The sequence below is a fragment of the Acuticoccus kandeliae genome (genome assembly GCF_003073115.1).
In genome coordinates, this window is record NZ_QBBV01000001.1 from 221,820 (window position 1) to 247,968 (window position 26,149).

At 69.2% G+C, this 26,149-nt stretch carries 24 protein-coding genes; 10 read left to right on the forward strand and 14 right to left on the reverse strand.

The window, feature by feature from the left end; translation table 11 throughout:
- Positions 1 to 39 precede the first annotated feature (39 nt).
- Positions 40 to 1,764 carry a gamma-glutamyltransferase gene (gene ggt / locus DBV35_RS00980; RefSeq protein WP_205648409.1) on the reverse strand — a complete coding sequence of 575 codons (1,725 nt, stop codon included), beginning with the start codon at positions 1,762 to 1,764 and terminating at the stop codon, positions 40 to 42.
- 276 nt (positions 1,765 to 2,040) lie between these two features.
- On the opposite strand from ggt, the gene DBV35_RS00985 reads away from it, so the two are divergent.
- Positions 2,041 to 3,081, forward strand: a complete 1,041-nt coding sequence (locus DBV35_RS00985) for a PAS domain-containing protein (protein ID WP_108660480.1) — start codon at positions 2,041 to 2,043, stop codon at positions 3,079 to 3,081.
- 15 nt (positions 3,082 to 3,096) lie between these two features.
- Here DBV35_RS00985 and DBV35_RS00990 read toward each other — a convergent pair whose 3' ends face one another.
- Positions 3,097 to 3,879: an alpha/beta fold hydrolase gene (locus tag DBV35_RS00990; RefSeq protein ID WP_108658399.1), complete on the reverse strand. Its 783-nt coding sequence runs from the start codon at positions 3,877 to 3,879 to the stop codon at positions 3,097 to 3,099.
- A 73-nt stretch (positions 3,880 to 3,952) separates the two neighbouring features.
- On the opposite strand from DBV35_RS00990, the gene DBV35_RS00995 reads away from it, so the two are divergent.
- A complete protein-coding gene (locus tag DBV35_RS00995) occupies positions 3,953 to 4,693 on the forward strand; it encodes a L,D-transpeptidase (RefSeq protein WP_245943800.1) in 741 nt (246 codons plus the stop codon).
- On the opposite strand, the gene DBV35_RS01000 is transcribed toward DBV35_RS00995, so the two are convergent.
- A complete protein-coding gene (locus DBV35_RS01000) occupies positions 4,694 to 5,407 on the reverse strand; it encodes a DUF429 domain-containing protein (protein ID WP_108658400.1) in 714 nt (237 codons plus the stop codon).
- On the reverse strand, positions 5,404 to 6,207 hold the full coding sequence (locus DBV35_RS01005) for a bifunctional hydroxymethylpyrimidine kinase/phosphomethylpyrimidine kinase (RefSeq protein ID WP_108658401.1): 804 nt from the start codon (positions 6,205 to 6,207) through the stop codon (positions 5,404 to 5,406). The genes DBV35_RS01000 and DBV35_RS01005 overlap by 4 nt, the downstream gene beginning before the upstream one ends.
- A 76-nt stretch (positions 6,208 to 6,283) precedes the next feature.
- Here DBV35_RS01005 and DBV35_RS01010 point away from each other — a divergent pair, with 76 nt between their 5' ends.
- Both DBV35_RS01010 and DBV35_RS01015 read left to right on the forward strand, forming a co-directional pair.
- Positions 6,284 to 7,123, forward strand: coding sequence for an HpcH/HpaI aldolase/citrate lyase family protein (locus tag DBV35_RS01010; RefSeq protein WP_108658402.1), 840 nt, complete (start codon positions 6,284 to 6,286; stop codon positions 7,121 to 7,123).
- Positions 7,120 to 7,971, forward strand: coding sequence for an exodeoxyribonuclease III (locus DBV35_RS01015; RefSeq protein ID WP_108658403.1), 852 nt, complete (start codon positions 7,120 to 7,122; stop codon positions 7,969 to 7,971). Before DBV35_RS01010 ends, DBV35_RS01015 begins: the two co-directional genes overlap by 4 nt.
- A 78-nt stretch (positions 7,972 to 8,049) precedes the next feature.
- On the opposite strand, the gene DBV35_RS01020 is transcribed toward DBV35_RS01015, so the two are convergent.
- Positions 8,050 to 8,757 carry a DUF2927 domain-containing protein gene (locus DBV35_RS01020; protein ID WP_108658404.1) on the reverse strand — a complete coding sequence of 236 codons (708 nt, stop codon included), beginning with the start codon at positions 8,755 to 8,757 and terminating at the stop codon, positions 8,050 to 8,052.
- Positions 8,758 to 8,905: 148 nt separating this feature from the next.
- On the opposite strand from DBV35_RS01020, the gene DBV35_RS01025 reads away from it, so the two are divergent.
- Positions 8,906 to 9,532: a DNA-3-methyladenine glycosylase I gene (locus DBV35_RS01025; protein ID WP_108658405.1), complete on the forward strand. Its 627-nt coding sequence runs from the start codon at positions 8,906 to 8,908 to the stop codon at positions 9,530 to 9,532.
- A gap of 240 nt (positions 9,533 to 9,772) precedes the next feature.
- Here the strand turns inward: DBV35_RS01025 and hisG are convergent, their stop codons facing one another.
- From hisG to hisS, 3 genes are read right to left on the reverse strand one after another with little or no spacing between them, the layout of a single operon-like run.
- Positions 9,773 to 10,741 carry an ATP phosphoribosyltransferase gene (gene hisG / locus DBV35_RS01030; RefSeq protein WP_108658406.1) on the reverse strand — a complete coding sequence of 323 codons (969 nt, stop codon included), beginning with the start codon at positions 10,739 to 10,741 and terminating at the stop codon, positions 9,773 to 9,775.
- Positions 10,738 to 11,832 carry an ATP phosphoribosyltransferase regulatory subunit gene (locus tag DBV35_RS01035; protein ID WP_108658407.1) on the reverse strand — a complete coding sequence of 365 codons (1,095 nt, stop codon included), beginning with the start codon at positions 11,830 to 11,832 and terminating at the stop codon, positions 10,738 to 10,740. The genes hisG and DBV35_RS01035 overlap by 4 nt, the downstream gene beginning before the upstream one ends.
- Entirely contained in the window at positions 11,829 to 13,256 is a 1,428-nt protein-coding gene (gene hisS / locus DBV35_RS01040) for a histidine--tRNA ligase (RefSeq protein WP_108658408.1), read from the reverse strand. The genes DBV35_RS01035 and hisS overlap by 4 nt, the downstream gene beginning before the upstream one ends.
- A gap of 84 nt (positions 13,257 to 13,340) precedes the next feature.
- Here hisS and DBV35_RS01045 point away from each other — a divergent pair, with 84 nt between their 5' ends.
- Positions 13,341 to 14,957, forward strand: a complete 1,617-nt coding sequence (locus DBV35_RS01045; protein WP_108658409.1) for a helicase HerA-like domain-containing protein — start codon at positions 13,341 to 13,343, stop codon at positions 14,955 to 14,957.
- 3 nt (positions 14,958 to 14,960) lie between these two features.
- Here DBV35_RS01045 and DBV35_RS01050 read toward each other — a convergent pair whose 3' ends face one another.
- Positions 14,961 to 16,379 (reverse strand): malonyl-CoA decarboxylase, encoded by a 1,419-nt coding sequence (locus DBV35_RS01050; RefSeq protein WP_108658410.1) that lies wholly within the window; start codon positions 16,377 to 16,379, stop codon positions 14,961 to 14,963.
- A 20-nt stretch (positions 16,380 to 16,399) separates the two neighbouring features.
- Here DBV35_RS01050 and DBV35_RS01055 point away from each other — a divergent pair, with 20 nt between their 5' ends.
- Positions 16,400 to 17,047: an NUDIX domain-containing protein gene (locus DBV35_RS01055; RefSeq protein WP_281262213.1), complete on the forward strand. Its 648-nt coding sequence runs from the start codon at positions 16,400 to 16,402 to the stop codon at positions 17,045 to 17,047.
- 15 nt (positions 17,048 to 17,062) lie between these two features.
- Here the strand turns inward: DBV35_RS01055 and DBV35_RS01060 are convergent, their stop codons facing one another.
- The 3 genes from DBV35_RS01060 to DBV35_RS01070 all read right to left on the reverse strand — a co-directional run bounded on the left by DBV35_RS01060 (position 17,063) and on the right by DBV35_RS01070 (position 20,698).
- Positions 17,063 to 17,839 (reverse strand): SDR family NAD(P)-dependent oxidoreductase, encoded by a 777-nt coding sequence (locus DBV35_RS01060; RefSeq protein ID WP_108658412.1) that lies wholly within the window; start codon positions 17,837 to 17,839, stop codon positions 17,063 to 17,065.
- 39 nt (positions 17,840 to 17,878) lie between these two features.
- Positions 17,879 to 19,192 carry an NAD(P)/FAD-dependent oxidoreductase gene (locus tag DBV35_RS01065; RefSeq protein WP_108658413.1) on the reverse strand — a complete coding sequence of 438 codons (1,314 nt, stop codon included), beginning with the start codon at positions 19,190 to 19,192 and terminating at the stop codon, positions 17,879 to 17,881.
- Between the two features lie 93 nt (positions 19,193 to 19,285).
- Positions 19,286 to 20,698 carry a glutamine synthetase family protein gene (locus DBV35_RS01070; RefSeq protein ID WP_108658414.1) on the reverse strand — a complete coding sequence of 471 codons (1,413 nt, stop codon included), beginning with the start codon at positions 20,696 to 20,698 and terminating at the stop codon, positions 19,286 to 19,288.
- A 335-nt stretch (positions 20,699 to 21,033) separates the two neighbouring features.
- On the opposite strand from DBV35_RS01070, the gene DBV35_RS30080 reads away from it, so the two are divergent.
- On the forward strand, positions 21,034 to 21,816 hold the full coding sequence (locus tag DBV35_RS30080) for a PRC-barrel domain-containing protein (protein WP_157961522.1): 783 nt from the start codon (positions 21,034 to 21,036) through the stop codon (positions 21,814 to 21,816).
- Positions 21,817 to 21,876: 60 nt separating this feature from the next.
- Here DBV35_RS30080 and DBV35_RS01085 read toward each other — a convergent pair whose 3' ends face one another.
- Both DBV35_RS01085 and DBV35_RS01090 read right to left on the reverse strand, forming a co-directional pair.
- Entirely contained in the window at positions 21,877 to 22,731 is an 855-nt protein-coding gene (locus DBV35_RS01085; RefSeq protein ID WP_108658416.1) for a mechanosensitive ion channel family protein, read from the reverse strand.
- A 64-nt stretch (positions 22,732 to 22,795) separates the two neighbouring features.
- Positions 22,796 to 24,139: an adenylate/guanylate cyclase domain-containing protein gene (locus DBV35_RS01090; RefSeq protein WP_108658417.1), complete on the reverse strand. Its 1,344-nt coding sequence runs from the start codon at positions 24,137 to 24,139 to the stop codon at positions 22,796 to 22,798.
- Between the two features lie 217 nt (positions 24,140 to 24,356).
- On the opposite strand from DBV35_RS01090, the gene DBV35_RS01095 reads away from it, so the two are divergent.
- Together DBV35_RS01095 and DBV35_RS01100 are read left to right on the forward strand one after the other, a co-directional pair.
- Positions 24,357 to 25,607: a PQQ-dependent sugar dehydrogenase gene (locus tag DBV35_RS01095; protein ID WP_108658418.1), complete on the forward strand. Its 1,251-nt coding sequence runs from the start codon at positions 24,357 to 24,359 to the stop codon at positions 25,605 to 25,607.
- The gene (locus DBV35_RS01100; protein ID WP_205648413.1) at positions 25,597 to 25,953 is read left to right on the forward strand and encodes a c-type cytochrome; all 357 of its coding nucleotides are present in this window, start codon (positions 25,597 to 25,599) and stop codon (positions 25,951 to 25,953) included. Before DBV35_RS01095 ends, DBV35_RS01100 begins: the two co-directional genes overlap by 11 nt.
- The last annotated feature ends 196 nt before the right edge of the window (positions 25,954 to 26,149 follow it).

The following is a 26,149-nucleotide window of genomic DNA, read 5'->3' on the forward strand; positions in this document are numbered from 1 at the left end:
CGGCGGCCCCATCCTGAAATCCTGCACGCCTCGTCTCCTTCAGTCGCCGATCGCGAGGCCGCCCGGCCGCCGCGGATCGCTCGCCCCCGTGAGCGTCCCGTCCGGTCCGACCTGGATCGACTGGGCGGCGCCCATGGCCGGCTGGATGCGCACGTCGTAGCCCTTCTCCTCGAGGAGGCGGATCGTGTCGTGCGAGATGCCCTCTTCGATCCGGATGTAGTCGGGTTGCCACTGATGGTGAACCCGCGGCGCGGCCGTCGCGGTCGCGATATTGCGCTCGTGCACGGTCGCGTTGAGGATCACCTGGAGCACGGTCGTGATGATCCGGCTGCCGCCCGGCGAGCCGGTGACGAGCGAGACCTTGCCGTCCTTCAGGAGGATCGTCGGCGTCATCGAGGAGAGCGGGCGCTTGCGCGGTTCGACCGCGTTCGCCTCGCCCCCGATCAGCCCGTAGGCGTTCGGGACGCCCGGCTTGGCCGAAAAATCGTCGAGCTCGTTGTTGAGGAGGAAGCCCGCCCCCTTCGCGCCGAACCCGACGCCGAACGAGAAGTTCAGCGTGTAGGTGTTCGAGACCGCGTTCCCCTCCGCGTCGACGATCGAATAGTGGGTGGTCTCGTTGCTCTCGACCGGGAGGTTGGCCGGGTTGGCGGCGATCTCGGAGGAGGGCGTCGCCTTAACCGGGTCGATCTTCGCCGCGATCTCGGCGGCATAGTCCTTCGAGATCAGCGCCTCGACGGGCACGTGGACGAAGTCCGGATCGCCGAGATAGACCGCGCGGTCGGCATAGGCGTACTTCTCCGCCTCGGCCATGGCGTGGATCATGTCCGCGCTGTTGAGGCCGAACGTGCCGAAATGGGTCGGCTCCAGGACGTTGAGGATCTGAACGAGGTGCACGCCGCCTGAGCTCGGCGGCGGCATCGAGACGACCTCATAGCCCTTGAACGTCCCCATCACCGGCTCGCGCACGATCGGCTCGTAGGCGGCGAGATCCTCGAGCGACATCCGCCCGCCGCGCCCGTTCACGCTGTCGACGATGGCCTTTGCGACATCGCCCTCATAGAAGGCGGCGGGGCCGTTCCCGGCGATCGCCTCCAGCGTGGCGGCGAGGGTCGGGAGGGTCAGCACGTCACCGGCCGCGGGCGGCTCGCCGTCGTTCGGATAGAAGAGCGCGCGGCCCTCCTCGTCCTCGGCGAGGCGCACGCGCACGTCCTCGATGCGCAGCTCCGCGGCGAGCTCGGGGGAGACGACGAAGCCGTCGCGCGCGAGGGCGATCGCCGGGGCCATCACCTCGGTGCGCGTGAGCTTGCCAGAGCCGTAGCGCTCGTGGGCGAGGAGGAGGCCCGCGACGGTGCCGGGCACGCCGACCGCGAGGCCGGAGCGGCGCGACTTCTCGGACGACGCCTCGCCCGCCTCGTCGAGGAACATGTCCCGATCGGCGGCGACGGGGGCCATCTCGCGGTAGTCGATGGCAGCATTCTCGCCCGATTGCGCCATGTGGACGACCATGAAGCCGCCGCCCCCGATATTGCCGGCGCGCGGCAGCGTCACGGCGAGCGCGAACCCCACGGCGACGGCCGCGTCGACGGCATTTCCGCCCTCCCGCAGGATCGTCAGGCCGACCTCGCTCGCCTGCGCTTCCTGGCTGACGACCATCTGCTTTTCGGCGTGGACCGGAGCGAAGCGCTCGCCCTGGGTGAGGATCTGCGCGTCGGCGCGGAAGGGCACCGAAACACACAGTGCGACGAGCGTCGCCGCCCGCAACATTTGGCCAATGCCGCGCAACGACAATGAACCATTCGTTCGCTGATGCGTTTTCGCCCTCGATGTCACGACCATGTCGAGTTCCTTCGATGCGGGAGTGGCGGACGCGCGGCACGGGTCTCGATTTCCGCGCGTCCCCACCCTTGTTCGGGGACCGGCAGCACACCGCCCGGCGCGGGACGATGCGTCCCATGCGGGCATGAACCCATGCGACCGAGGCTGAGCGCCTCGGAAGGATGATGCCTGGCTGAGGTAAGGGAAGTGAAGACGATCGGGACCATGCACCAACTGGCACTCGAACGGGTGCCGTTCTCTCTCGTGATCTCCAACCCGAACATCGAGGACAACCCCATAGTCTTTGTCAATCAGGCCTTCACGCGTTTGACCGGCTATTCGGCCGAGGTGACAGTCGGCCGCAACTGCCGCTTTCTGCAGGGGCCGGACACCGACCCGAAATCCGTGGAGGCGATGCGCACCGGAATCGCGGCGAAACACGATTTCACGGTCGAGATCCTGAATTATCGCGCGGACCAGACGCCGTTCCTGAACCGCGTGCACATCTCGCCATTGAACGACGAGAGCGGAAATCTGCAATATTTCGTCGGCCTCCAGCGCGCGGCGGGCTCGCGCACGGCCTCCGGGATCATGGCCGACGAGCTCGACGATGCGTTGCGCGAGATCCATCACCGGGTGAAGAACCACCTGTCCATGGTGGTCGGCATGATCCGGATGCAGGCGCGCGTCGACAACGCCGACTCGGTGCAGAACTACACGACGCTCGCGCGCCGGATCGAGACGCTGCAATTCCTCTATGACGAGATGACCGTCGGCGGCAGGGCGCGGGCGGGGGACCGCATCGTCTCGCTCGGCGCCTATGTCTCGCGCATCGCCTCGGCGATCGCCTATCTCGACGGGCGCGAGAGCATCCGCCTCAATCTCGACGTCGCCAATGTCCGCGCGCCGATCGACACGGCCGCGCAGGTCGGCCTCGTGGTGTCCGAGCTTCTGACGAACGCCTACCAGCACGCCTTCTCGACGCGCATCGAGGGCCTCATCGAGGTCCGCCTGATGGAACTGTCCGACGGCACCATCCGCCTGCAGGTCTCGGACGACGGGGTGGGGCTCGCCGCCGGGGCGCGCTGGCCGGACGGCGGCAATCTCGGCGGGCGGATCGTGCGCTCGCTGATCACCGGCCTCAACGCCGAGCTCGGCGTCAGCGGCGGCGCGCGCGGCGTGATGGTAACGGTCGACGTGCCGCCCTCCGCGATCCACAAGCCGGCCGAGGCGCCGGCGGGCAATGGGACGCAGGTCGCGTCCTGACCGTCCGGCCGGGGCTCAGTCCCCGTGCCGGCCGGCCGTCGCGTGGCCGATCACGCGCATCACGAGGTCCGTCGCCTCCATGTGAACCATGTGGCCGCAGGCCGGGATGATGTGACGGGCGATGGCGGCCGGCGCGGCGATCGCCTGGCTCACCGGCACGATCGTGTCCTCCGTCCCCCACAGGAGTGTCGTCGGGAAGGGGGCGGCGGCGAGGGCGTCGAGCGGCAGCGTGCCCTGGCCCTCATCCTTTGCGATCTCGTTCACCACCGCCTTGAACGAGGCCTGGATCGCCGGGTCCGACCGCTGCTCGGCGACGAGCCCGTTGAGGACCGGCGGGATCGGCGAGGTCGGCGCGAAGAATTGCTCCATCACCACCGCGATCTCGCCGAGCTCGGTCATCGCCGCATAGCGGCGCAGGAGCCGGCCGTTGATCTCGGGCCCGAAGCCGCCGGGCGCGAGCAGGATCAGATTTTCCACAAGATCCGGCCGCTTCAGCCCGACGAGGCTCGCGACCGCGCCGCCCATCGAATGGCCGACGAAGGTCGCCCGCTCGATCCCCATCGCCTCGAGGCTCGCGATCAGCGCCCTCGTCGCGACCGAGACCTTGCCGACCTCCGGCCATGACACCGCCTTGCCGTGGCCCGGCAGGTCGAAGGTGATGGTGCGGCGCAGGCGCGAGAGCGGCCCGGCGATGCCGGTCCAGGCAAGCTGATCGCCGCCGAAGCCGTGCAGCAGGACGATGGGAGGGCCTTTGCGCCCGCGCGCACTGTGGGGCAGCGGGACGAGCGGGTCGGCCATGGCGGTCTCCAAGTGATTAACGGAACGCTAACTCTGTCGCGTTACGATTCGTCAACACATGGAGGAGGCCCGCATGCTCGCCAAGCCCATCATCGTCGCCATCCTCGCCATGGCGGCCTTCGTCTCGCTCGCCGAGCAGGCGTCCGGCGCCGGGGTGCAGATCACCGATCCGCGCACCGGGCGGACCTTCACCTATCAGCCGTCCTTCGCGCCACAGGCGCCGGCGGCGCAGGAAGAGCGGCCGCAATACAAATTCTTCGACACCTCGCAGAAGAAGTGGGTGACCTACCAGGCCTCGCGCGAGGAGATGCGCGAACGGCACCGGATGAAGTTCGCCCGCGCCGAGGTGAGCTTCCGCTCCGCCGAGCCCGCCGGGACCGTCATCGTCGACACCCTGTCGCGCTATCTCTATCTCGTGCGCGGCAACGGGACGGCGATCCGCTACGGGATCGGCGTCGGCCGCGAGGGCTTCACCTGGTCCGGGGTCGAGCGCGTCAGCCGCAAGGCGGAGTGGCCGGACTGGCGCCCGCCCGCCGAGATGATCGACCGCCAGCCGTGGCTGCCGGAATGGATGCCGGGCGGCCCCGAGAACCCGCTCGGCGCGCGCGCCCTCTATCTCGGCTCCACGCTCTACCGCATCCACGGCACGCACCAGGACGAGTCCATCGGCTACGCGGTCTCCTCCGGCTGCATCCGGATGCTGAACGAGGACGTCATGGACCTCTATGAGCGGGTGAAGATCGGCACCGAGGTCGTGGTGCTCGGCCCGAACAGCGACCGCAGCGGCCTCCTCGCCGCGATCAGCGCCTTCTGATCAGGCCCAGATCGCGACCCTGAGGCCGCGCGCGTCGACCGCCGGCGGATCGGGGAAGGGCACTGCGAGACCCGCCTTGCATCGCCGCGCGATGAGGGCGATCGCCGCCGCGTCCACCATGTCGACCAGCGGCACGAAGGGGATGCGGCCCGCCTCGAAGAAGGCGCGGTCGTAGCCGTGGCGGCACAGGAGCTCGATCCGCTCGGCAAGGCCGACCACCGCCGGAACGCCCTTCACCCGCTTCGCCGTCGGCATCGCCCGTTCGCCGTTGAGACGCCAGAAGGCGACCTCCGCGTGACACTCGAAGACGTGCGCCTGGTTTTGCGGGGTGAGAAGCGCGTCGAGCGCGCGCACCGACGGGAAAAGCTGGAAGGCCTGGCGGCTCACGCGGCGCGGCGGGTCCGAATGCGCCGCCGCCAGCGCGCACGCCTCCTCCCATGTCGGCGCCATCACGGCCGCGCGCGCGGGGATCGAGAAGACCGACGACTGGCGCGGGCCGAGGAGCGGGCGGATGGCCTGCTCGGCCGCGCGGCCGGGACCGTCGATCCGGTCCGGCAGGCCCATCGGCATGTCGATCGCCATGGTGCGGCCCGAGGCGATGTGTGCGTCGAGCCGCGTTTCGAAGGTGAGGACGGGGTCGGGCGGGCGCTCGGCTTCGATCTCCACCACCGCCCAGCCGCCGCGGCACCCGTCGATGCCGAGGACGCGGCTCATACCGGGGAAAGGACGACCGTCCCGAGCGGCGGGGCGACGATCGCGTCCTGCGCGTCGGCGAGGGCCATCGTCTCGCCGTCCGAGGCGCGGATGACGGCGAGCGTCGCCGCCGCGGCCTCGGCGAGCGCGGCCTCCTCGGCCGCTCCCTCGATTATCGCGGCGAGGAGGATCGCGCTGAAGAAGTCGCCCGTGCCGCGCGGGGCGGGAGTGACGGCCGCGTGCTCCACCTGCCAGCGGCCGCCCGCGCCGAGAAGGAGCGAGCCGATCCGCCCGTCATGGGCGATCGCGGAGGTGACGGCGACGCGCTTCGCGCCGAGCGAGCGGGCCCGGTCGTCGATCGTCGCGCCGGTGCCGAGGTCGGCGAGCTCGTTGACGTTCGGCGTCGCGATATCGGCGCGCGGCAATAGGAGGGTGCGGATCGCATCGGCGACGGGGGCGGGGACGTAGCGCCCGTTCTCGTCGCCGGAGACGGGGTCGACGAGGACGAGGGCGTCCGGCCGCGCCGCCTTCACCCGGTCGATGAAGGTGGCGGCGGCCTCGACCTCGGCGGCGTTCGCGAAATAGCCGGTCAGCACCGCGTCCACCTCACCGGCGAAGCGGCCGAGCTCGTCGAGCTGCGCCGGCATCTCGGCCGGGACCGACCGGGTCGATGGGCCGAGGCCCGGATGCCAGGGGAGCGTGATGGTCGGCACCGGCCAGACGCGGTGGCCCCGTCGCTCCAGTGCGAAGACGATGGCGCGCAGGCCCACCGCCCCCCGCATCACGAGCGAGGAGATCGCGACCACAGTCTTCACCGTCATTCTCCGTCCTTCGGTTGACTCCCCCGCCCCTCGCGGAGCAGGAGGCCTTGTTTGTCACTTGTTGCGCCGGAGCGCCATGACCCGTCTGAGACGCACGATCCTCTACGTCCCCGCCGACAATGCGCGCGCCCTCGCCAAGGCGCGCGACCTCGCCGCCGACGCCATCATCATCGATCTCGAGGATGCGGTGTCGCCCGAGCGCAAGGATGCCGCGCGCGACGCGGTCGCGGGCGCGCTCGATCTCGGCAAGGAATTCGCGCTGCGGATCAACGGCCCCGATACGCCCTGGCACGCGGCCGACATCGAGCTCGCCCGCGCCCTCGACATCCGCCACGTTGTGCTGCCGAAGGTGCGCGACAGCGCCGACATCGCCCGCCTCGCCGAGCGGACCGACGCCACGATCTGGCCGATGATGGAGACGGCCGATTCGATCCTCCACGCCGGATCCATCGCGAAGATCGCGGCCTCGACCGGCCCCGCCGTGCTGATCGTCGGCACCAACGATCTCGCGGCCGAGCTCGGCGCGATCGTCGGCCCCGGCCGGGCCGAGCTCTCCCACGCGCTGCAGCAATCCGTCCTCGCCGCGAAGGCCGCCCGGCTCGACATCGCCGACGGCGTCTTCAACGACGTGAAGGACACCGCCGCCCTCGTCGCCGAGGCGAAGGCGGGCCGCGCGCTCGGGATGACCGGCAAGACGGTGATCCATCCGGGCCAGATCGAGCCGGTCAACCGCGTCTTCTCGCCGGACGAGCCGGCGATCGCCGAGGCGCGGGCGATCATCGCCGCGCTCGCGGCGGCGGAGGCCGAGGGCCGCTCGGTCGCGACGCTGAACGGGCGCCTCATCGAGCGCCTCCACGTGGACGCGGCGGAGCGCACGATCGCCTTCGCCGACGCCATCGCCGGGACGGGCGCATGAGCGAACTCGTGATCGTCGCCGACGAGCCGGACCGGCCGTCGCAGAAGAATGAGCTCGTCGTCGTCACGTGGAACATCAACTCGATCCGCGCGCGCATCGACCTCTTCGCCAAGCTCGTGAAGAAGGTGAAGCCGGACGTCGTCCTCCTGCAGGAGACGCGCTGCGCGGACGGACAATTCCCGTCGAAGACGATGGTGCGGCGCGGCTTCAAGCACATCGCCCTCAACGGGCGGAACGGGCATCACGGGGTCGCGATCCTGTCGAAGGTGCCGGTGCTCGACATCAAGGCGGATATGATCGGCGGCATCGACCAGCCGCGCCACGTCTCGGCGGTGGTGGATTTCGGCGGGCCGATCCGCCTCCACTCCCTCTACATCCCCGCGGGCGGGGACGAGCCGGACCCCGCGATCAACGACAAGTTCCGCGACAAGCTCGCCTTCGTGGACGGGATGGTCTCGTGGGGCGCGGCGGCGGTGGGCGAGCCCTCGCTCCTCACCGGCGACTTCAACATCGCGCCCTACGAGCATGATGTGTGGTCGCATCGCCAGCTTCTCGGCGTGATCAGCCACACGCCGGAGGAGACGGAGCGGCTGGAGCGCGTGCGGTCGACCCAGGGGTGGGTCGACATCGTGCGGCGCGACCGGCCGGAGCCGGAGAAGATCTACACCTGGTGGAGCTACCGCAACAAAGTCTGGCCGGGGAACAATCGCGGTCGGCGGCTCGACCATGTCTGGGCCTCACCGGACCTTGCCGCACGCGTCAGCACCGAGATCGTGACCGAGGCGCGGGGCTGGGAGAAGGCGTCGGACCATGTGCCGATCGTGGCGCGGATCCGGCGAGAGGGCTGAGAGGAGCCGGAGAGAATCTCATCCCGTCATGGCAACGTGGCGGGATGGATCGACGCGCTCCAGTGAGCGCGGGAAAATCTAGTAGCCGAGCGAGCGCAGGACCGCCGGCAGGGCCTTCTGCGCCTCGGTGCCGGACATGCCGGGGCGGATCGCCGGATGGTAGAGGACGTTCATCAGCGCCTCGTCGAAGGCGGTGAAGGTCGCGTGCTTGGAGGAGTCGTTGAAGACGCTCTCGGTCAGCGAGTCGTCGTCGTTCATCGGCCCGAGACCCTGGAGCACCTCCTCCACGAGGCAGCGCGAGAAGAGGAAATCGTCGTCGGCGACGATCACCGCGGTGGAGCGCTGGATGCGGCCATTGTGGGTGCTGACGCCGACGAGGCAGCGCGCGTTCATGGCGAGCGAATCCGCCTTCAATTCCCGCGAGACGATGGTGGAGAAGTCGGCCTGGCGCACCAGGAGGACGCGGAAATTGGCCCGGTCCGGATCGCTCGTCACGCTCGCCCGCAGGTGGCGGATGCGCAGCGGCAGGGAGGCGAGGAAGGCCTCCGCGACGCTCTTCTTGCCGAGGCCGGAGAAGTCCTCGACGTGGAAGCGGACCTGCCCGACATAGCGCTTCACGCGGTAGGCGTCGGTGTGGCCGCCGCCATATTCGAGGCCGAAGACCGTCTTGAAGAAGGCCCGCGAGAGTTCCTCCCCGTTCACCGACGCCGCGCGACCGGCCGGGGTGGCGAAGGCGGGGCCCGCCACGAACAGCGCGACACAGAGCGCAACGATCAGCTTTTGCATGGATGCCACTCCCGCTCGGGAAAGTCTCTCGACGGCCGTGATCTTGTGGCAACACAGCCCTTCGTGGCAACGCCCCGGCGGACACGAAAGTAAGAATTGGTTAACCACGAGAGGGCGGCACGGCGATCGCCGAGGGGAGACGCGCGCGATGGACGAGAACGGGCTGTTGATGGGGACCGACGGCGCGCCGCGCTGCTTCTGGCACCAGAACCTGCCGGACTATGTCGCCTATCATGACGAGGAGTGGGGCCGGCCGGTCGCCGACGACACGCGCCTCTTCGAGAAGCTGTGCCTGGAGGGTTTCCAGTCCGGCCTCTCGTGGCTGACGATCCTGCGCAAGCGGGAGAATTTCCGCCGCGCCTTTTCGGGCTTCGACATCGAGACCGTCGCGGCCTTCACCGAGGACGACGTCGCGCGGCTCCTCGCGGACGCGGGGATCGTGCGCCATCGCGGGAAGATCGAGGCGGCGATCAACAACGCGCGCTGCGCAGGCGCGCTGATCGAGAAGGAAGGCTCGCTCGCCGCGTTCATCTGGCGGCACGAGCCGGAGGAGCCAGCGACCCCGCTCGACGCGGCCTCGCTGCGCGCACGCACCATCCTGCCGGAGGCGGCCGCCGCCTCGAAGACGCTGCGCAAGGCCGGGTGGCGCTTCGTGGGGCCGACGACGATGACGGCGCTCTTCCAGGCGGCCGGACTCGTCAACGATCACTTCGTGGGGTGCATCTGCCGCGACCGGATTACCGAGGCGCGGCAGGATTTCAAGCGGCCGGTCTGAGCCGCGTCTCGGGGGCGCAAGGGGTGCCCGCGGGGACCGGGTCCATCATGCGGCGAGGCTGGGCCGCGAGGCCCGCGCCGTCAAGGGCTGCGCCCTCCTCCACTTCGTTCCGGCCCTGCGGGTGACGGCGCGGGCCTCGCGGCCCGTCGCGGTCGCATGACGGCTCCGGTGGAACGACCCGGAGAACATGACAGGGCCCGACTCTCCAGTGGAACGGGAGGGGAGGGTGCGGCGCGCGCTTTACGCGATGGCGGCTTCGAGCGCGGCGGTGAGGGGGCTCGGCTCGTAGACGTCGGCGACCTGGGTGATCACCACCGCGGGCGCGCCGAGGGTGCGCAGGGCGCTCGCGCACTCGGAGGCGCGGCGGCGGGCGACGTGGAGGACGAGGGGGACCGGGCCCGCGCCGAACGGGGCGACCGCGCCGAAGCGGGCGTTGGCAAGGGCGCAGGCGGCTTCCGGGTCCGGCATCACGGCGCGCAGCTCCAGGATCGCCTGGGCGCGCAGCTCCGCGGCGATGCGCTCCACCATCGTCGCGGCGAGGGTGCGCGTCTCGGCCGTCCACGGCGCGACGCGCGAGGCGACGAAGAAGGCCTGGGACTGGAGGATCACCCCGTCTGAGAGGATCTTGAGCTGGTTCGCGGCGAGCGTCGCGCCCGTCGTCGTGATGTCGACGATGAGTTCGGCGGCCCCTGCCGCGGGCGCGCCCTCGGTGGCGCCGAGGCTCTCCACGATCCGGTAGTCGGCGACGCCGGCGGCGGCGAAGAAGCGGCGCGTGAGGTGGACGAATTTCGTCGCGACGCGCAGCGTGCGGCCGTGGCGGGCGCGGTGCATCTCGGCGACGTCGGCAAGGTCGGACATGGTGTCGACGTCGATCCAGCGCTCAGGCACCGCGACGACGACGTCGGCCGGGCCGAAGCCGAGCGGGGTGACGAGGTGGAAGCGCGTCTCGCGCGCGTCCTTGTCGTCGATCGTCTCGTGGATGAGGTCGAGGCCGGTGAGGCCGAGATGGGCGTTGCCCTGCGCCATCTCGCGCGCGATCTCGGAGGCGGACAGGAACGCGACCTCGACGCCCGGAAGCCCGCTGATGCGGCCGCGATAGTCGCGCCCGCCGCGGGCGCGCTCCACCTTCATGCCGGAGCGGGTCAGGAAGTCGAGAGCGGCTTCCTGGAGGCGGCCCTTCGAGGGGACGGCGAGGACGAGGTCGCTCATGCCTCACCTTTCTGGGGCAGCCGGTCGAGCCAGACGGAGAAGCCGATGGCCGGCAGCGATTTCTGCGGATCGAGGAGGGCGATGAGGCGGTCATAGCGGCCGCCCGCGATCACCTCCGCGTCGCCATTGTCGGCGTCGGTCATCTCGAACACGAAGCCGGTATAGTAGCCGATGCGGCGGCCGAAGCCGGCGTCGAAGCCGATCGTCGCGATGTCGATGCCGTGCGCCACCATCGCGTCGGCGCGGTGGGCGAAGCGGGTGAGCGCGCCGTCGAGGTCGAGCCCCTCGGCGCGGGCGAAGGCGGCGATCGTGTCGGCGGCACGGTCGAGCGGGGCGGACAGGGCGAAATAGCGCGTCATCACGTCGACGGCGCGGCTGTCGGCATCGCCGAGCGCGGCCTGCTCGAGGATGCGGTCGGCGATGTCGCGGCTCGTGCGCCCGCCGGTCGGCTCCGGCTCCGACTCGCCGATGATGGCGTCGACCACGGCGCGGGCCTGGTGGCGGTTCATCTTGGCGAGGGAGGGGGCGAGGCGGGCGGCGATCCCGTCCCCGCCGCGCGCGGAGAGGCGCGTGAGGGCCGCGGCGAGGCGGACCTCGTCGCCGAAGGCGGTGACGAGGCGGGTGCGCCAATTCGCCGAGAGGCCGAGCGCGTCGATGAGGGCGGTGAACATGTTGGCGTCGCCCGTGCGCACGCGGGGCGAGAGGCCGACCGCCGCCGCGCACTCGGCCGCGAGCGCGAAGAGGCGCGCGTCGGTCGACATCTCGTCCGGATGGCCGAGCCACTCGGTGCCGGCCTGCTCGAACTCGGGCTCGCCGCTGGTGCGCCGCTTGCGGAAGATCTTGCCGCGATAGGCGTAGGCGGTCGGGGCCGTGCGGCCCTGGCGCAGATGTTCGAGGCACACCGGGATCGTGAAGTCGGGCCGCAGGCACAGGGTCTCGCCGTTCGCCCCCTCGGTGAGGAAGAGGCGCTTGCGGAACTCCTCGCCCGCGAGCTCGACGAAGATGTCAGCCGGCTGCAGCACGGAGGGGAGGATGACGGCTTCGCTCGCGGCCTCGAGCCGCGCCATCAGGGCGTCGATCGGATCGGTCACTGGAGGATGTTTCGGATGGCGGCGGCGATCGAGGCGATGTCCGCGTCGACTTCGACCTGGGCGGGGCGGGCGGCGACCCAGTCCTCGCGATTGTCGATCTCCTCGGCGGCGCGCTTGCCGGCGGCGAGATCCTTGATCTGCACCTTCCCGGCCTCGCGCTCGTTGGAGCCCTGGATCACGACGCACGGGGCGTTGCGGCGGTCGGCATATTTCAGCTGAGCCTTCATGCCGCTGTCGCCGATATACATCTCGACCGGCACCTTCGCGCCGTCGGCGTTGAGCGCCGCGCGGAGCTCCGTCGTGAGCTTCTGATATTGCGGCACCGCCTCGCGGTCCATCACGGTGACGATGACCGGGCCGCTGCCGGTCTCGGCCGCGGTCTCGCGCGCGGCGAGCGCGGCGGCGAGGCGGGAGACGCCGACCGAGAAGCCGGTCGCCGGCACGTCCTCGCCCCGGAAGCGGCCGACGAGGCCGTCATAGCGGCCGCCGCCGCCGACGGAGCCGAAGCGCATCGGGCGGCCATTGTCGTCCTTGATCTCGAAGGTGAGCTCGGCCTCGAAGACGGCGCCGGTATAATATTCGAGCCCGCGCACCACGGAGGGGTCGACGATCACGCTGTCATAGCCGCAGCGCGCGACGATCTCGCCGATCGCGGCGAGGTCGTCGGAGATGCGGCGGTCGGCGGTCGGGTCGAGAAGGGAGAGGACCTTCGCGGTCTGCGCCTCGTCGAGGCCGGCGCCCTTGGTGAAGTCGCCGCTCTCGTCCTCGCGGCCGGGGCCGAGGAGCTTCGCGATCTCCGGGAGGGGGAACTTGTCGGCCTTGTCGATCGCGCGCAGCACGGTGAGGCGGCGCGGGTCGTCGGCTTCGAGGCCGATCTCGGAGAGGAGCCCGTCGAGCACCTTGCGCGAGTTCACGCGGATCGCGTACTCGCCGCGCGCGAAGCCGAGGGCCTCCATCGTGTCGGCGGCCATCATGCAGATCTCGGCGTCGGCGAGCGGGGAGGCGGCGCCCACGATGTCGGCGTCGAACTGCATGAACTGGCGGAAGCGGCCGGGGCCGGGCTTCTCGTTGCGGAACACCCAGCCGGCCCGGTAGCTCTTATAGGGCTTCGGCGTGCGGTCGAAATTCTCCGCCACCATGCGCGCGAGCGGGGCCGTGAGGTCGTAGCGCAGCGACAGCCACTGCTCGTCATCGTCCTGGAAGGCGAACACGCCCTCGTTCGGACGGTCCTCGTCCGGCAGGAATTTGCCGAGCGCGTCCGCGTACTCGATGAACGGCGTCTCCACGGGCTCGAAGCCCCACCGCTCGTACACGTCGCGGATCGTGTCCATCATCGCCGCGGTCCGGCGGATCTCCGCCGGTGTGCGGTCGGCAAACCCGCGCGGCAGACGCGCCTTCGGCCGGTTCGCCTTCGTCTTCGCCATTGTCGCCTCCGTTCGGCGCGAGGATGTATCGCGCAACGCCGCACAGCTCAACCGAAAGGACTTCAGTGTGCCGCGCGACCGACTATGCTGCCTTCACCAGAAGGGGAGAGCAGTGTGAGCGTCCTACGAGAGGATATGATCTTCGTCGGCACCGCCGAGGCGCCGCAATATCTGCGTCTCGGCATGGCGAACCGGCATGGGCTCGTCACCGGGGCGACGGGCACCGGCAAGACGGTGACGCTTCAGATCCTCGCGGAGGGGTTCTCGGCCGCCGGGGTGCCCTGTTTCTGCGCCGACATCAAGGGGGACCTGTCGGGTCTCGCCGCGGAGGGCGAGCCGAAGGACTTCCTCCTGAAGCGGGCGGAGGTGATCGGGCTCGGCGCCGACTATCATTTCGGCTCGAGCCCGGCGGCGCTGTGGGACCTCTTCGGCGAGGCCGGGCACCCGATCCGCACGACGGTGTCCGAGATGGGGCCGCTCCTCCTGTCGCGCTTCCTCGACCTCAACGAGACGCAGGAGGGCGTCCTCAACGTCGCCTTCCGCCTCGCCGACGACGAGGGGCTCGCGATCCTCGATCTCAAGGATCTGCGCGCGCTGATGGTCCATGTGTCCGACGAGGCGGCGACGCTCTCCAAGGTCTATGGCCGCGTGGCGCCGGCCTCGGTCGCCGCGATCCAGCGGCGGCTCCTCGTGCTGGAGGAGCAGGGCGGCAACCATTTCTTCGGCGAGCCGGCCTTCCAGATCGCGGACCTCATGCGCACCGCAGAGGACGGGCGCGGGGTGGTGAGCGTCCTCGCCGCGGACAAGCTGATGAGCAACCCGCGCCTCTACGCGACCTTCCTCCTGTGGCTCCTCTCCGAGCTCTTCGAGGAGCTGCCGGAGGTGGGCGATCCGGAAAAGCCCCGCCTCGTCTTCTTCTTCGACGAGGCGCATCTCCTCTTCGCCGACGCGCCGAAGGTGCTCCTCCAGCTCGTGGAGCAGGTGGTGCGGCTGATCCGCTCGAAGGGGGTGGGGGTCTATTTCGTGACCCAGAGCCCGCTCGACATTCCGGATACGGTGCTCGGCCAGCTCGGCAACCGCGTACAGCACGCGCTGCGCGCCTACACCCCGCGCGACCAGAAGGCGGTGCGGGCGGCGGCCGAGACGTTCCGGCCGAATCCCGCCCTCGACACCGAGCGCGTCATCACCGAGCTCGGCGTCGGCGAGGCGCTGGTCTCGACGCTGGAGCCGAAGGGCGTGCCCTCGATGGTGGAGCGGACGCTGATCCGCCCGCCGGCGGGGCGGCTCGGGCCGCTGACGGTCACCGAGCGCGAGAGCCTCATCAAGTCGAGCCCGATGTCGGCGAAGTACGACACGATGGTGGACCGGGAGAGCGCCTACGAGATCCTCGCCCGCCGCGCGGAGGAGACGGCGGCCGCCGCCGAGGCGCCGAGCGGGGGGAATGGCGGCGCGCCGGCCCCGGCGCCCGCCCCCGCGCCGGTGGAGGAGGAGGACGAGCCGGGCTTCCTCACCGAGGCGTGGCGGGCCGTGTTCGGCGGCAAGAAGAAGCTCACCGAGACCCAGAAGATGGCGCGCAACACGGCGCGCACGATGGCGGCCGAGGCGGGGGCCGAGCTCGGCCGGATGGTGGGCGGCACCTCCGGCGCGCGCGTCGGGCGGTCGCTGGCGCGGGGGATCTTCGGGAATCTCCTGCGCCGCTGAGGGTCAGTTCGTCGTCGTGTCCTCGAGCGCGTCGGCCTCCGGCGTCTCGGGGGCGGGGAGGCGCGGCGGCTTCGTCGAGGCGTCCCGCTTGGCCGACTTCACCCCGCGCGTGAGGCGCGTCACGGCGCCGAGCGCGGCGACCTTCCCCTCGTTGACGAAGGCCTCGTGGTTCTTCTCCACGTCGGCGAGGATGTAGCGGTAGTTCACCATGTAGCCGAGCGCCGACTTCATCGCGCGCGGCGAGCGGTCGGCGCCGAAATTGATCTGGTCGAGCTGCGCGCCGTTGCCGAGATGGAAGCGGGCGACAGGGTCGGCCGGGCGGCCGCGATGGTCCTTCACCTCGATGAGATAGTGGGCGAGGAGGGGCGTCAGCGCGGTCTCCGCTGCCTTCGCGAGGGCGGGATCCTCGATCCATCCGGTCCCGTCGAGGCTTTCGATGAGCTGGCGCGTCGGCTCGTCGACGACGCTCGTCGGGCGCGCGGCCTCCTCGCGCAGCCAGCGTGCGAAGCCGGGGACGGGGGAGAGGGTCGCGAAGGTCTTGATGTGGGGCAGTTCGCGCGCGAGGTCCTCGGCCACCTGCTTGATCAGGAAGGAGCCGAAGGAGATGCCGCGCAGCCCGTCCTGGCAGTTCGAGATCGAGTAGAAGACGGCGGTGGTGACGGTCGCGGGATCGAGCGGCTCGCGCTTCACCGCGAGGATCGGCGCGATCGCGGTCGGCACCTCGTTGGTGAGCGCGACCTCCACGAAGATCAGCGGCTCGTCGCCGAGGCGCGGGTGGAAGAAGCCGAAGAGTCGCCGGTCGGGCACGTCGATCCGGCGACGCAGATCCTCCCAGTCCTGGATCGCGTGGACAGCCTCGTAGCGGATGATCTTTTCGAGGATCGCGGCGGAGGTCTGCCAGTTGATCTCGCGCAGGAGCAGGAAGCCGCGATTGAACCAGGCCTGGAAGAGGCGCTTCAGATCGTCGTCGACGGTCCAAAGGTCCGGGTGGTTGGCGAGGCGCTCGAAGAGTTCGAGCCGCATCGCGACGAGGGCCTGCGTGCCGCCCTGCACGAGGTTGAGGCGGCGGAAGAGCTCGACCCGGCGCGGCTCGGAGGCGACCTGGAGCGCCTTGGCGTGCGCCTCGTCCGGCGTCTCGATATAGGCGCTGGCGGCCGCGCTCAGCGCGTCGGGGTCGGCGCCATATTCCGACGCCAGCGTGCGGAAGATGAAGGTGCGGCCGGCCGAATCGAGGTCGCGATAGGCGCGCAGGAATTCGGCCGCGCGCTCGGTGGAGGAGGCCTCGCCCCGCCCCGAGAGGAGCGTGGACAGCATTCCCGCGAGGTCGGCCCGCGACGTCCGCTTCATTTTGCGACGCTCGCCGAAAAGGCGGGTGTCGGTGATGGCGCTCAAGAGATCGTTGAGGACGCTCGTCTGGCGCATACGGGACTCCCAGATTGGGCGTGGCACATCGGCAATCTGCAGGCTATAGCACGCACACCTGGCACGGGAACTCAGCCTTGACCGAACAGACCTACAGCGTTCGTCACGAGCGCTCAGTTTACGACGGCTTCATGAAGCTCGATCTGTATGCCGCTTCCCTGACGCAGGGCGAGCGCACGGTGGATGTCGTGCGCGAGGTCCACGATCATGGGAACGGCGCGGCCGTGTTGCCTTATGACGAAACGCGCAAGACCTGCCTTCTGGTTCGCCAGGTGCGTCTGCCGGTCCATGTGGCCGAAGGCAACGGGTTGATCCTGGAGGCGGCCGCCGGGCTCATCGACCCGGAGGACAAGGATCCGGCGGAGGCGGCGGTGCGCGAAGCGGGCGAGGAGCTCGGCTACCGCGTCCACGACCCGGTCCTCGTCAGCTCCTTCTATCCGATCCCCGGCATGGTGACGGAGCAGATGAACTGCTTCATCGCGCGCTACACGGCCGAGGACAAGCTCCCCGACGGCGGCCCCGCCGCCGACGAGGACGAGATGATCGACGTCGAGGAATGGGCGCTCGCCGACCTCTGGCGCGCGTTCGAGGCGGGCGACCTGCGCGACGGGAAGGCGATCGTCTGCCTGATGGGCCTCAGGATCGCCCGGCCCGACCTCTTCGTCTGAGTGCCGTCGGAGCGCTCAGCGCTCCGTCTGAAGCCGCTTCACGATGGGCAGGAGCAGGCGGTGGGGCAGCATCTTGCCGCCCGCCGCCGACATGCGGTTCAGCCCGCCGGCGACGATCACGCGCTTGCCCGCGCGAAACCCTTTCCAGCCGATCTCCGCGACCTTGTCCGCCGTCATCATGAAGGCGGGGCGGAAGACCTGGTGCGTTGCCATCCCCGAGATCTCGCCGAATTCCGACCGCGTCGGGCCGGGACAGAGCGCGGAGACGGTGACGCCGGTGCCGCGCGTCTCCTCGCTGAGCGCCTCCGAGAAGGAGAGGACGAACGCCTTCGACGCATAATAGACGGCGACGCCCGGACCCGGCTGGAAGGCGGCGGTGGAGGCGATGTTGAGGATCCCGCCGGTGCCGCGCGAGATCATCTGCGGCAGGAAGCGGTGGCTGAGATCGACGAGCGCGCGCACGTTGAGGTCGATCATGCCGAGCTGCGCCGCCCGATCCGAACCCGCGAAGAGCCCGGCCTTGCCGAAGCCGGCATTGTTGACGAGCACGTCGACCGGGCGGCCGAGCCGCTCCGTCTCCGCGACGAGCGCGTCGGCCGCGCCCGCCTCGGTGAGGTCGAGCGCCATGACGTGCGTCTCCACCCCGAGCGAGGCCTTGAGGGCCTCCAGGCGGTCGACCCGGCGGGCGACGAGGAGGAGATCGCATCCGTCGGCGGCGATGGTGCGGGCGAACGACTCGCCGATGCCGGCGGACGCGCCGGTGACGAGGACGAGGGGGCGCTGTGTGCTCATGGGGTCAAGATGCCGTCTATCTCGATGGGGGCAAGGGGATCAGGGGGCGGACGTCCCGGCCGCCTCGCCGCCGCGCCGGGAGAGGTCGAGGCGGTCGCTGATCGCGAACCAGGCCATCGCGAGCGCGGCGAGCGGCGACATGAACGCCCGGCCGCCCGGAAAGGGCGGGACCGGGAGGTGGGAGAAGACGTCGAGCGTGCCGGTGTCGCCGACGATCGCGTCCGAGATCACCTTGCCGGCGAAGGTTGCGAGCCCCACCCCCTGGCCCGAATAGCCGCCTGCGGCATAGAGGCCGGGATCGAGCCGGCGGATATAGGGGCAGCGGGTGCGGGTGATGCCGAGCGTGCCGGACCAGGCCGCGGCGATCGGCTCGTCCGCAAGGTCCGGATAGACTTCGAGGAGGTAGGGGCGGACGAAGGCGGCGACGTCGGCGGGCGGTCGGCCGAAGCTCTCCCCGCCGCCGAAGATCATGCGGCCCTCCGAATCCTGCCGGAAATAGCGCACGACGTGGCGCGTGTCGGACACCGCTTCGCCGCCGGGGATCAGCGCCTTCGGCAGCGGGTTCGTCGCCGCGATGTGGTTCACGAGCGGCATGATCCGGTTCTCGACCCGCGGCTCCAGCCCGGCGAGATAGCCGTTGCCGGCGAGGATCACATTGTCGGCCTCGATCTCGTGCTCGTCCCCGCCGGGTCCGGCGAGGGTGACGGCGATGCGCCCGCTGCGGCGGCTGTGGTGGACCGCGCGCACGAAGGGGTGGAGCACCGCCCCGGCCTCGTGCGCGGCGTGCGCCAGCGCCTCCACGAGGGCGAGCGGGTTCAGATGGCCGCCGGTCGCGTCGCGCACCCCGCCGACATAGCGTGTGCTGCCGATCGTCGCCGCGAGCGCCTCGCGCGACAGGATCTCGGTCTCGACGCCGTAGCGCTCGGCCAGATGATCGGCATAGTGGCGCGAGGCGTCGAAGGCGCGCACCGTGTGGGCCGCCTCGATGAGGCCGGGCTGGAAGCCGCAATCCTCGTTCAGCTCGGCCCGCAATTGGTGGACGAGCGCGACCGCCTGTTCCCCGAGCTCCCACAGCGTGTCGGCGAGTGGCTCGCCGAGCCGTTCGGTCAGCCAGACCTGGTCCTGGCGGTGGCCGGGGTGGAGCTGCCCGCCATTGCGGCCGGAGGCTCCGTCACCCAGCGCGCCCTTGTCCACCAGCGTCACCTTCCGCCCCGCGCGCGACAGGAAGAGCGCGGTGGAGAGGCCGGTCAGCCCGCCGCCGACGATGAGCGCATCGGTGCGGTCGGGCAGATCCCAGTCCTTGGCGCGCGGATCCGGAAGCGAGGCCTCCTCGGTGTAGATGGTGTCCGACATGGGCGGGGCGCCTCCCGAGTGTGAAGGGTCTCGCCGCGAACTTACACGCTGCGGCCCGATATGGCGCCAGGAATGCGCGCCGCGAACGGCGTGTCAGACATTCAGGAGGAGATATTCACGCTCCCACGGGCTGATCACCCGCATGAAGGTCTCGTGCTCGGCCTGCTTGATCGCGCGGAAGGTCGTCACGAACGACTTGCCGAAGATGTCGACCAGCGGCTCGCACTCCTCGAAGAGGGCGACCGCCTCGATGAGGCCGCGCGGCAGTCCGAACGGCAGGTCGCGCGCCGACCCCTCGATCGGGTCGTCCGGATGCCCGCCTTCTTCGAGGCCGAGGAGACCGCAGGCGAGCGAGGCGGCGATCGCGAGATAGGGGTTCGCGTCGGAGGAGGGGATGCGGTTTTCGAGCCGGCGGGCGTCCGGCTTGCCGTGCGGCACGCGCAGCCCGACCGTGCGGTTGTCGTAGCCCCAGTTGACGTTGGTGGGGCTCGCCGAGAAGCGCTCCAGCCGGCGGTACGAGTTCACGTAGGGCGCGAGGATGCACATCACGTGCGGCAGGTAGCGCTGGTGGCCATAGATAAAGGAGAAGAACTCCTTCGTCGGGTCCCCGTCGCGGTTGGAGAAGATCGTCTTGCCGGTCTCGATGTTCACCACCGATGCGTGGATGTGCATCGCCGAGCCGGGCTCGTTGCTCATCGGCTTTGCCATGAAGGTGGCGTACATCTTGTGGCGCAGCGCCGCCTCGCGGATCGTTCGCTTGAAGAGGAAGACCTGGTCGGCGAGGTCGACTGGATCGCCGTGCAGGAGATTGATCTCCATCTGCGCGGCGCCCTCCTCGTGGATGAGGGTGTCGATCTCCAGCCCCTGGGCTTCCGAATAGTCGTAGATGTCGTCGAAGAGGTCGTCGAACTCGTTCACCGCCGCGATCGAGAAGGACTGGCGTCCGATCTCCGGACGGCCGGAGCGGCCGATGGGCGGCTCCAGCGGATAGTCGGGGTCGGTGTTCGGCTTGACGAGATAGAACTCGATCTCCGGCGCCACGACCGGGCGCAGCCCCTTGCGGGCATAGAGCTCGACCACCCGCTTCAGCACCTGGCGCGGGGCGTGGTCTACCGGGCGCCCGTCTTTATAGCGGGCGTCGTGGATGAGCTGGGCGGCGGGGTCGGACGCCCAGGGCACGATCGCGAGCGTCCCATAGTCGGGGTCGAAGATCAGGTCGCCGTCCGTGGGGTCGTGCGAGAACTGCTCGTCCTCCTCCGGATAGTCGCCGGCGATCGTCTGGCTGAAGATCGAGGTCGGCATCGTGATGGAGGGGGAGCGGGCGAATTTCTCGGTCGGCATCAGCTTGCCGCGCGCGACGCCCGCCTGGTCGGGCACGATGCACTCCACGTCCTGGATGCCGCGAGACTTCAGCCATTCGACTGCGGCCTCATGATCGGCAACGCCTCTGGGGCGCGGCTCCGTTGCTTCGTCGGCGGTCGGCTTGGATGGCGTCTTGTCCACGATGGTCCGTCGGTATTTTGGGCGCTGCCGCCCGGTTTATAGCCCAGAAAGCCGCGTTGGCGCAGAGCCTGTCAACTCCACCCGCGTGCCACCGGGTTATGCCATGATTTTGCCGCAAGTTCTAATGTTAGGACTCGCAGATGGAACCTTTCGCCCGATGAACCGAACCTGAAAATAGCCGGCGCAGGTATCGCTCCGAGTAGTGCGCGAACGTTGCTTGGCAAGGTGCGACATTCTTGTCGCAAATTATTTCGAAAGCGGGGAACGCATTGCTGAGGGACTGCATTGATGTGCAGTCGACGAAATGAATTCGTCACGGAAGACTAGAAGGCACAATCATGTTTGCACAGAAGAAAATCTGGCTTGCCACCGCGTCTGCTTTGGTTCTCCTTTCAGCCCCCGTGATGGCGCAGAATTCGGCGAACGTCACTGTTGTTAAGCCGGATGGTCCGGCTGAACAGGTGGGCGAGAAGATCGATAATGCGGCCGCCGCGACGGTGAACGCCGCCGAGAACACCGCCGACGCCACTGCTGAAGCGGTCGACAACGCCGCCGATGCCACCGCCGACGCCGCGAAGGACGCTGCCGAGGCGACCGCCGACGCCGCTGACGATGCGGCCGACGCGACGGTCCAGGCTGCGGACAACGCTGCCGACGCGACCGCCGAGACCATGGAGAACGCGGAAGCGGCCGTGGAAACCGAAACGGAAACCACGGAAGTTGCCGAGGGCACCCCGGTCGAAGGGCAGATCTTCGAGCAGAGCCCGGACACCTTCCTCGCCAGCACGCTGCTTGACGCCTCCGTCGTCAATGCCGCCGACGAGAAGATCGGCGACGTGAACGACATGGTCCTCAAGGCCGACGGCACCGTCGAAGGCGTAGTGATCGGCGTGGGCGGCTTCCTCGGCATCGGCGAGAAGAACGTTGCGATCGAGCTCGCCAGCCTGTCGATCACCGAGGATGAAGACGGCGACATGCGCTTCATGCTCGACGCCACGGAAGAGATGCTCGAGGCGGCTCCGGAATTCCGCGACGCCGACGACCTCGAGAACGAGGCCGAGCAGGCTCAGGCCTCCGCGAACTCGGGCACGATGGCTCCGGCCACCGCGCCGTCCAACTAAGATCGCTCCAAGAGCGTCACGCGAAGAAGGGGTCGCCCATCGGGCGGCCCTTTCCTTTTGTCAGGAGGCCGCTTCGGCCGGGGCCGCGCCCTTCGCCGGCACCATCTGGCGATGCGGATAGGGGATCGACATCCCCCGCGCCTCGATTTCCTCCTTCGCGCGCTTCGTTAGCCCGCGCTTCGCCTCCCAATAATCCGACGCCGAGACCCAGATCCGCAGGGTGAGGTCCACCGACGATTCGCCCATATCGCTGACGAAGGCGTTCGGCGCAGGCTCGGCGAGAACGCGCTCGTCGCTGTCGGCGATCTCGCGCAGCGCCTTCAGCGCGTCGTCGATGGAATCGTCGTAGTCGATGCTCACCGCGATATCGAGGAGCCGCGTCGCGTAGACGGAATAGTTCGTCACCGTCGCGCCCCAGACCTGCGAGTTCGGCATCAATTTCTGCACATTGTCGTAGGTGGCGAGCTCGGTGAGGAAGAGGGTGATCGACTTCACCGTCCCCGCGTGACCGCTGACCTCGATATAATCGCCGATCTTGAAGGGCCGCATGATGATGATCATCATGCCCGCCGCGAGCGAGGTGAGCGAACCCTGCAACGCGAGGCCGATCGCGAGGGAAGCCGCGCCGAGGATCGCGATGAGGCTCGTCGTCTGCACGCCCATCAGATTGAGCGCGATGATAAAGAGGAGCACCAGGAGCCCGTAGTGGATGAGGCTCGCGAGGAAGGATTCCACGATCGGGTCGAGCCGGTCGCTGCGCGCCATCCACGCCGTGATCGCCGCGGTGATCCGGCGCACGATCCACCAGCCGATCACCAGGAGGAGGATGCCCGCGAGGATGCTCACCCCCTGGACCGCGAGCCACGCGACGACCGCATCGAGCACGCTTCCGGCCGAGAGCCCCAATTCCTTCATATCCGTCTCCTTCACACTTGCGTCTGCGGCCGGAGCCGCGCCTTCGGTCCGGCGGGCGTCCCGCTCACGCCACGTCGATGACGGCGTCGAGCCAGAAAACCTCGACCTCGCCGAGCCCCTTCACCGGTAGCACCCCGCGGGGGCGGATGGCGAAGCGGCCGGTGAGGAGGTCGGCCGTCGCGGCGGAAAGCTGGATGAGGCCGGGCTCGCCGTGGCTTTCCATGCGCGAGGCGGTGTTCACCGCGTCGCCCCACATGTCGTAGGCGAAGCGCGTGCCACCGATGACGCCGGCGACGACGGGGCCGGTGTGAAGGCCGATGCGGACCTGGAGCGGCCCGCCATCCAGCCCGCCATAACGGTCGGTGAAGTCGCGGAAGGCGAGGGCGAAACGGGCGACTCGCTCGGCCCCCACCTCCGGCGATACGCGCAGGCCCGAGACCGCCATGTAGGCGTCGCCGATTGTCTTGATCTTCTCCACCTTGTGCTCGGACGCCAGCGCGTCGAGACCCTTGAAGAGGGTGTCGAGCCAGGCGACGAGGTGCTCCGGCGAGGCGGTCCGCGCCCGCGTCGTGAAGCCGACGAGGTCGGCGAAGAAGACCGTCACCGCCTCGTGCCGGTCGGCGACGATCGCGCCCGGCGCGACCTTGAGGCGGTTCGCGATCGGGCGCGGGAGGATCGCGAGGAGGAGCCCGTCGGAGCGCGCGACCTCGGCCTCGAGCTGCCGCTCCGCGCGATGCGTCTTCACGAGCGCGTAGGTGAAGAGCCACACGTTGATGATCATCACGTTGACGACGATCATCGCCGAGAGGTGCTCGACATAATCGGGCGCGGCGAGGGCGACCGGGCCCATGTGTGGGGCGAGGGTGACGGCGGTCACCACGGTGGTGAAGGCGAGGAGGACGACCGCCAGGAAAAGCCGCCAGTGCTGCACGCCGAAGAAGAGGAAGGCGGCGGCGGTGAAGGCGAAATAGACGTGCGCCCCGCCCTCGATCCCGGTCAGCCAGATGACGCGCGCGGTCCCGGCCGTGACGGCGGCGCAGAGATAGAGCGCCGCCGCATTCTCCGACACGCGGTGGAGGAGCGGCGTCGCGAGATAGATGAGGGCGAATAGGAAATTGTGGACCACGAGTGGCTGGAGGGCGACCGCGTCCCAGGCAAGCTGCTCGACCGAATGTTGCAGCGAGGCGATGCCGCCGACGAGGGCGGCGGTGTTCACGAAGCGCTGTCGGCGCCGCACGTCCGGGTCGTGCGAGACGATCCCGACCGAGACGATGCGATCGATGAAAGCGAGCAGGTGCAGCCACCACCGCGCCCGGCGGCGGGGCGGTGTCGGTCGAGCAAGTGCGCGTGTATCAACTTGATGTTTCGCCCGGTTTTGCACCCACTGACCTCGCCGGGATCGCGCCATTTCGCGCTTCAAAGTCAAGTTAATTCTAAAGCGTCTCGGGTTCGAGTGCTTTTCACCAATCCAATTGCTTCATCGCGGCGAAGCATTGCGGCGTTGCGAAACGAAATTCCGCTTTCCCTTGCTGCAATCTAAAGGCATCCTCTCCCCGCCCGGCGCACCTCACAAAAACGATGCCGGGACGAAGCCCCCGTTAGATGGGGCGTATGGAGGAAACACCATGCTGCGATTGACCGTACTCGCCGCGTCGACGGCGCTCGTCGCGAGCGCTGCGCTTGCGCAGGCACCTGCGCCCGACAATCTGGAGCGCCTCTCGGCCTTCAAGACGACCGGGACGACCGACTTCACGATGATCGAGCAGGGCGGGTCGAAGGCGGACGCGCTGCGGGCGACGCTCGAGAAGATCACGCTGCCGGAAGGCTTCAAGATCGACCTCTACGCGATCGTCCCCGACGCGCGGCACATGGCGGTCGGCCCCCAAGGGATCGTCACCTTCGTCGGCACCCGCAAGACCAAGGTCTGGTCGGTGACGGACCGGGACAAGGACCGTGTCGCGGACGAGGTGAAGGACTTCGCCCCCTCGCTCGCCTTCACGATCCCCAACGGACCGTGCTTCTCGCCGGACGGGATGCTCTACATCGCCGAGCAGAACCGCGTGCTGATCTTCCCCGCGGCCGAGTTCTTCTATGAGAGCCCGGACGTCGCAGCGTTCAACGTCGTGGCGCAGGGCAAGCTCATCCCGGTCGAGGAGGAGAGCTACAACCACACCGCCCGCGTCTGCCGGATCGGGCCGGACGGCAAGCTCTACATCACGCTCGGACAGCCCTTCAACGTGCCGCCGCCGGAGAAGCTGGAGCTCTATCGCCGCGTCGGCATCGGCGGCATCGTGCGCCTCAATGTCGACGGGACGGGGCGCGAGGTGAACACCACCGGCGTGCGCAACTCGGTCGGCATGGACTTCAACCCGCAGACGGGCGAGCTCTGGTTCACCGACAACCAGGTCGACGGCATGGGGGACGACATCCCGCCGGGTGAGATCAACCACCAGACCGAGTTCCAGCAGAATTTCGGCTTCCCCTGGTATGGCGGCGGCTCGGTCCGCACCAACGAGTACAAGGACCAGGAGGTCCCCGAGGACGTGGTGATGCCGGCGGTGGAGACCGTCGCGCACGCGGCCGATCTCGGCATGACCTTCTATTCGGGCAGCATGTTCCCGGCCGAATATCGCAACGCGATCTTCTCGGCCCAGCACGGCTCGTGGAACCGCACCACCCCGGTCGGCGCGCGCGTGATGGTGACGAAGATCGCCGAGGACGGGACCGCCACGACCGAGCCCTTCGCCGAAGGCTGGCTGACGCCGAACGGTGAATATCTCGGCCGTCCGGTGGACATCGCCCAGCTGAAGGACGGGTCGCTCCTCGTCTCCGACGATCTTGCCGGCGCGGTCTACCGCATCTCCTATGGCGAGTGAGGCCTCGACCCTCTTCAACGGCCGGCGCGCGCTCTGCGCGCTGGCCGCGTCCCTCGTGCTCGCTTGGGGCGGCGGCGCCGCGGCCGACCCCGCCGCCGGCAAGGCCAAGGCGGCGATGTGCCAGGTCTGCCACGGCTATAACGGCATCGGCACCAACCCGGAGGTGCCGAATATTGGCGGGGAGAGCGACATCTACCTCATCCGCCAGCTGAAGGCGTTCAAGAGCGGCGAGCGCAAGCACCAGCAGATGTCGATCATCGCAGCGGGCCTCTCCGAGGAGGATATCCGCAACCTCGCCGACTATTATTCGGCGATCGAGATCACCGCGACGGTGCCCAACCTCTGAGGCGGCGCGGCTCCGGCCGCCCGCCCTTCCTCATGCGCTTCATCGCCGCATTCGCAACGCCCGCGCGCGCCTCTCGCGGCTCAGCCGTCCTTCCCTGACGCGTCGTCCTCGCGCGCATCCGCCTCTGGCGCTTCCACCTCACCCTCAGAGCGCCCGGACGTCCCGTCGTCCTCCGAGGCGCGCCGATTCCGGCTCT

Excerpts from the sequence above, each read along its gene's own strand:
- DBV35_RS01065 (WP_108658413.1), bottom strand. The coding sequence starts at position 19,192 with ATGTCGGACACCATCTACACCGAGGAGGCCTCGCTTCCGGATCCGCGC.
- DBV35_RS01085 (WP_108658416.1), bottom strand. The coding sequence starts at position 22,731 with ATGAAGGAATTGGGGCTCTCGGCCGGAAGCGTGCTCGATGCGGTCGTC.
- DBV35_RS01005 (WP_108658401.1), bottom strand. The coding sequence starts at position 6,207 with ATGACGGTGAAGACTGTGGTCGCGATCTCCTCGCTCGTGATGCGGGGG.
- DBV35_RS01050 (WP_108658410.1), bottom strand. The coding sequence starts at position 16,379 with ATGCGCCAGACGAGCGTCCTCAACGATCTCTTGAGCGCCATCACCGAC.
- DBV35_RS01000 (WP_108658400.1), bottom strand. The coding sequence starts at position 5,407 with ATGAGCCGCGTCCTCGGCATCGACGGGTGCCGCGGCGGCTGGGCGGTG.
- hisG (WP_108658406.1), bottom strand. The coding sequence starts at position 10,741 with ATGAGCGACCTCGTCCTCGCCGTCCCCTCGAAGGGCCGCCTCCAGGAA.
- DBV35_RS01025 (WP_108658405.1), top strand. The coding sequence starts at position 8,906 with ATGGACGAGAACGGGCTGTTGATGGGGACCGACGGCGCGCCGCGCTGC.
- DBV35_RS01010 (WP_108658402.1), top strand. The coding sequence starts at position 6,284 with ATGACCCGTCTGAGACGCACGATCCTCTACGTCCCCGCCGACAATGCG.
- DBV35_RS01045 (WP_108658409.1), top strand. The coding sequence starts at position 13,341 with ATGCTGCCTTCACCAGAAGGGGAGAGCAGTGTGAGCGTCCTACGAGAG.
- DBV35_RS01090 (WP_108658417.1), bottom strand. The coding sequence starts at position 24,139 with ATGGCGCGATCCCGGCGAGGTCAGTGGGTGCAAAACCGGGCGAAACAT.
- DBV35_RS01060 (WP_108658412.1), bottom strand. The coding sequence starts at position 17,839 with ATGAGCACACAGCGCCCCCTCGTCCTCGTCACCGGCGCGTCCGCCGGC.
- DBV35_RS00990 (WP_108658399.1), bottom strand. The coding sequence starts at position 3,879 with ATGGCCGACCCGCTCGTCCCGCTGCCCCACAGTGCGCGCGGGCGCAAA.
- DBV35_RS00995 (WP_245943800.1), top strand. The coding sequence starts at position 3,953 with ATGCTCGCCAAGCCCATCATCGTCGCCATCCTCGCCATGGCGGCCTTC.
- DBV35_RS01015 (WP_108658403.1), top strand. The coding sequence starts at position 7,120 with ATGAGCGAACTCGTGATCGTCGCCGACGAGCCGGACCGGCCGTCGCAG.
- DBV35_RS01020 (WP_108658404.1), bottom strand. The coding sequence starts at position 8,757 with ATGCAAAAGCTGATCGTTGCGCTCTGTGTCGCGCTGTTCGTGGCGGGC.
- ggt (WP_205648409.1), bottom strand. The coding sequence starts at position 1,764 with ATGTTGCGGGCGGCGACGCTCGTCGCACTGTGTGTTTCGGTGCCCTTC.
- DBV35_RS01095 (WP_108658418.1), top strand. The coding sequence starts at position 24,357 with ATGCTGCGATTGACCGTACTCGCCGCGTCGACGGCGCTCGTCGCGAGC.
- DBV35_RS00985 (WP_108660480.1), top strand. The coding sequence starts at position 2,041 with ATGCACCAACTGGCACTCGAACGGGTGCCGTTCTCTCTCGTGATCTCC.
- DBV35_RS01100 (WP_205648413.1), top strand. The coding sequence starts at position 25,597 with ATGGCGAGTGAGGCCTCGACCCTCTTCAACGGCCGGCGCGCGCTCTGC.
- DBV35_RS30080 (WP_157961522.1), top strand. The coding sequence starts at position 21,034 with ATGTTTGCACAGAAGAAAATCTGGCTTGCCACCGCGTCTGCTTTGGTT.
- hisS (WP_108658408.1), bottom strand. The coding sequence starts at position 13,256 with ATGGCGAAGACGAAGGCGAACCGGCCGAAGGCGCGTCTGCCGCGCGGG.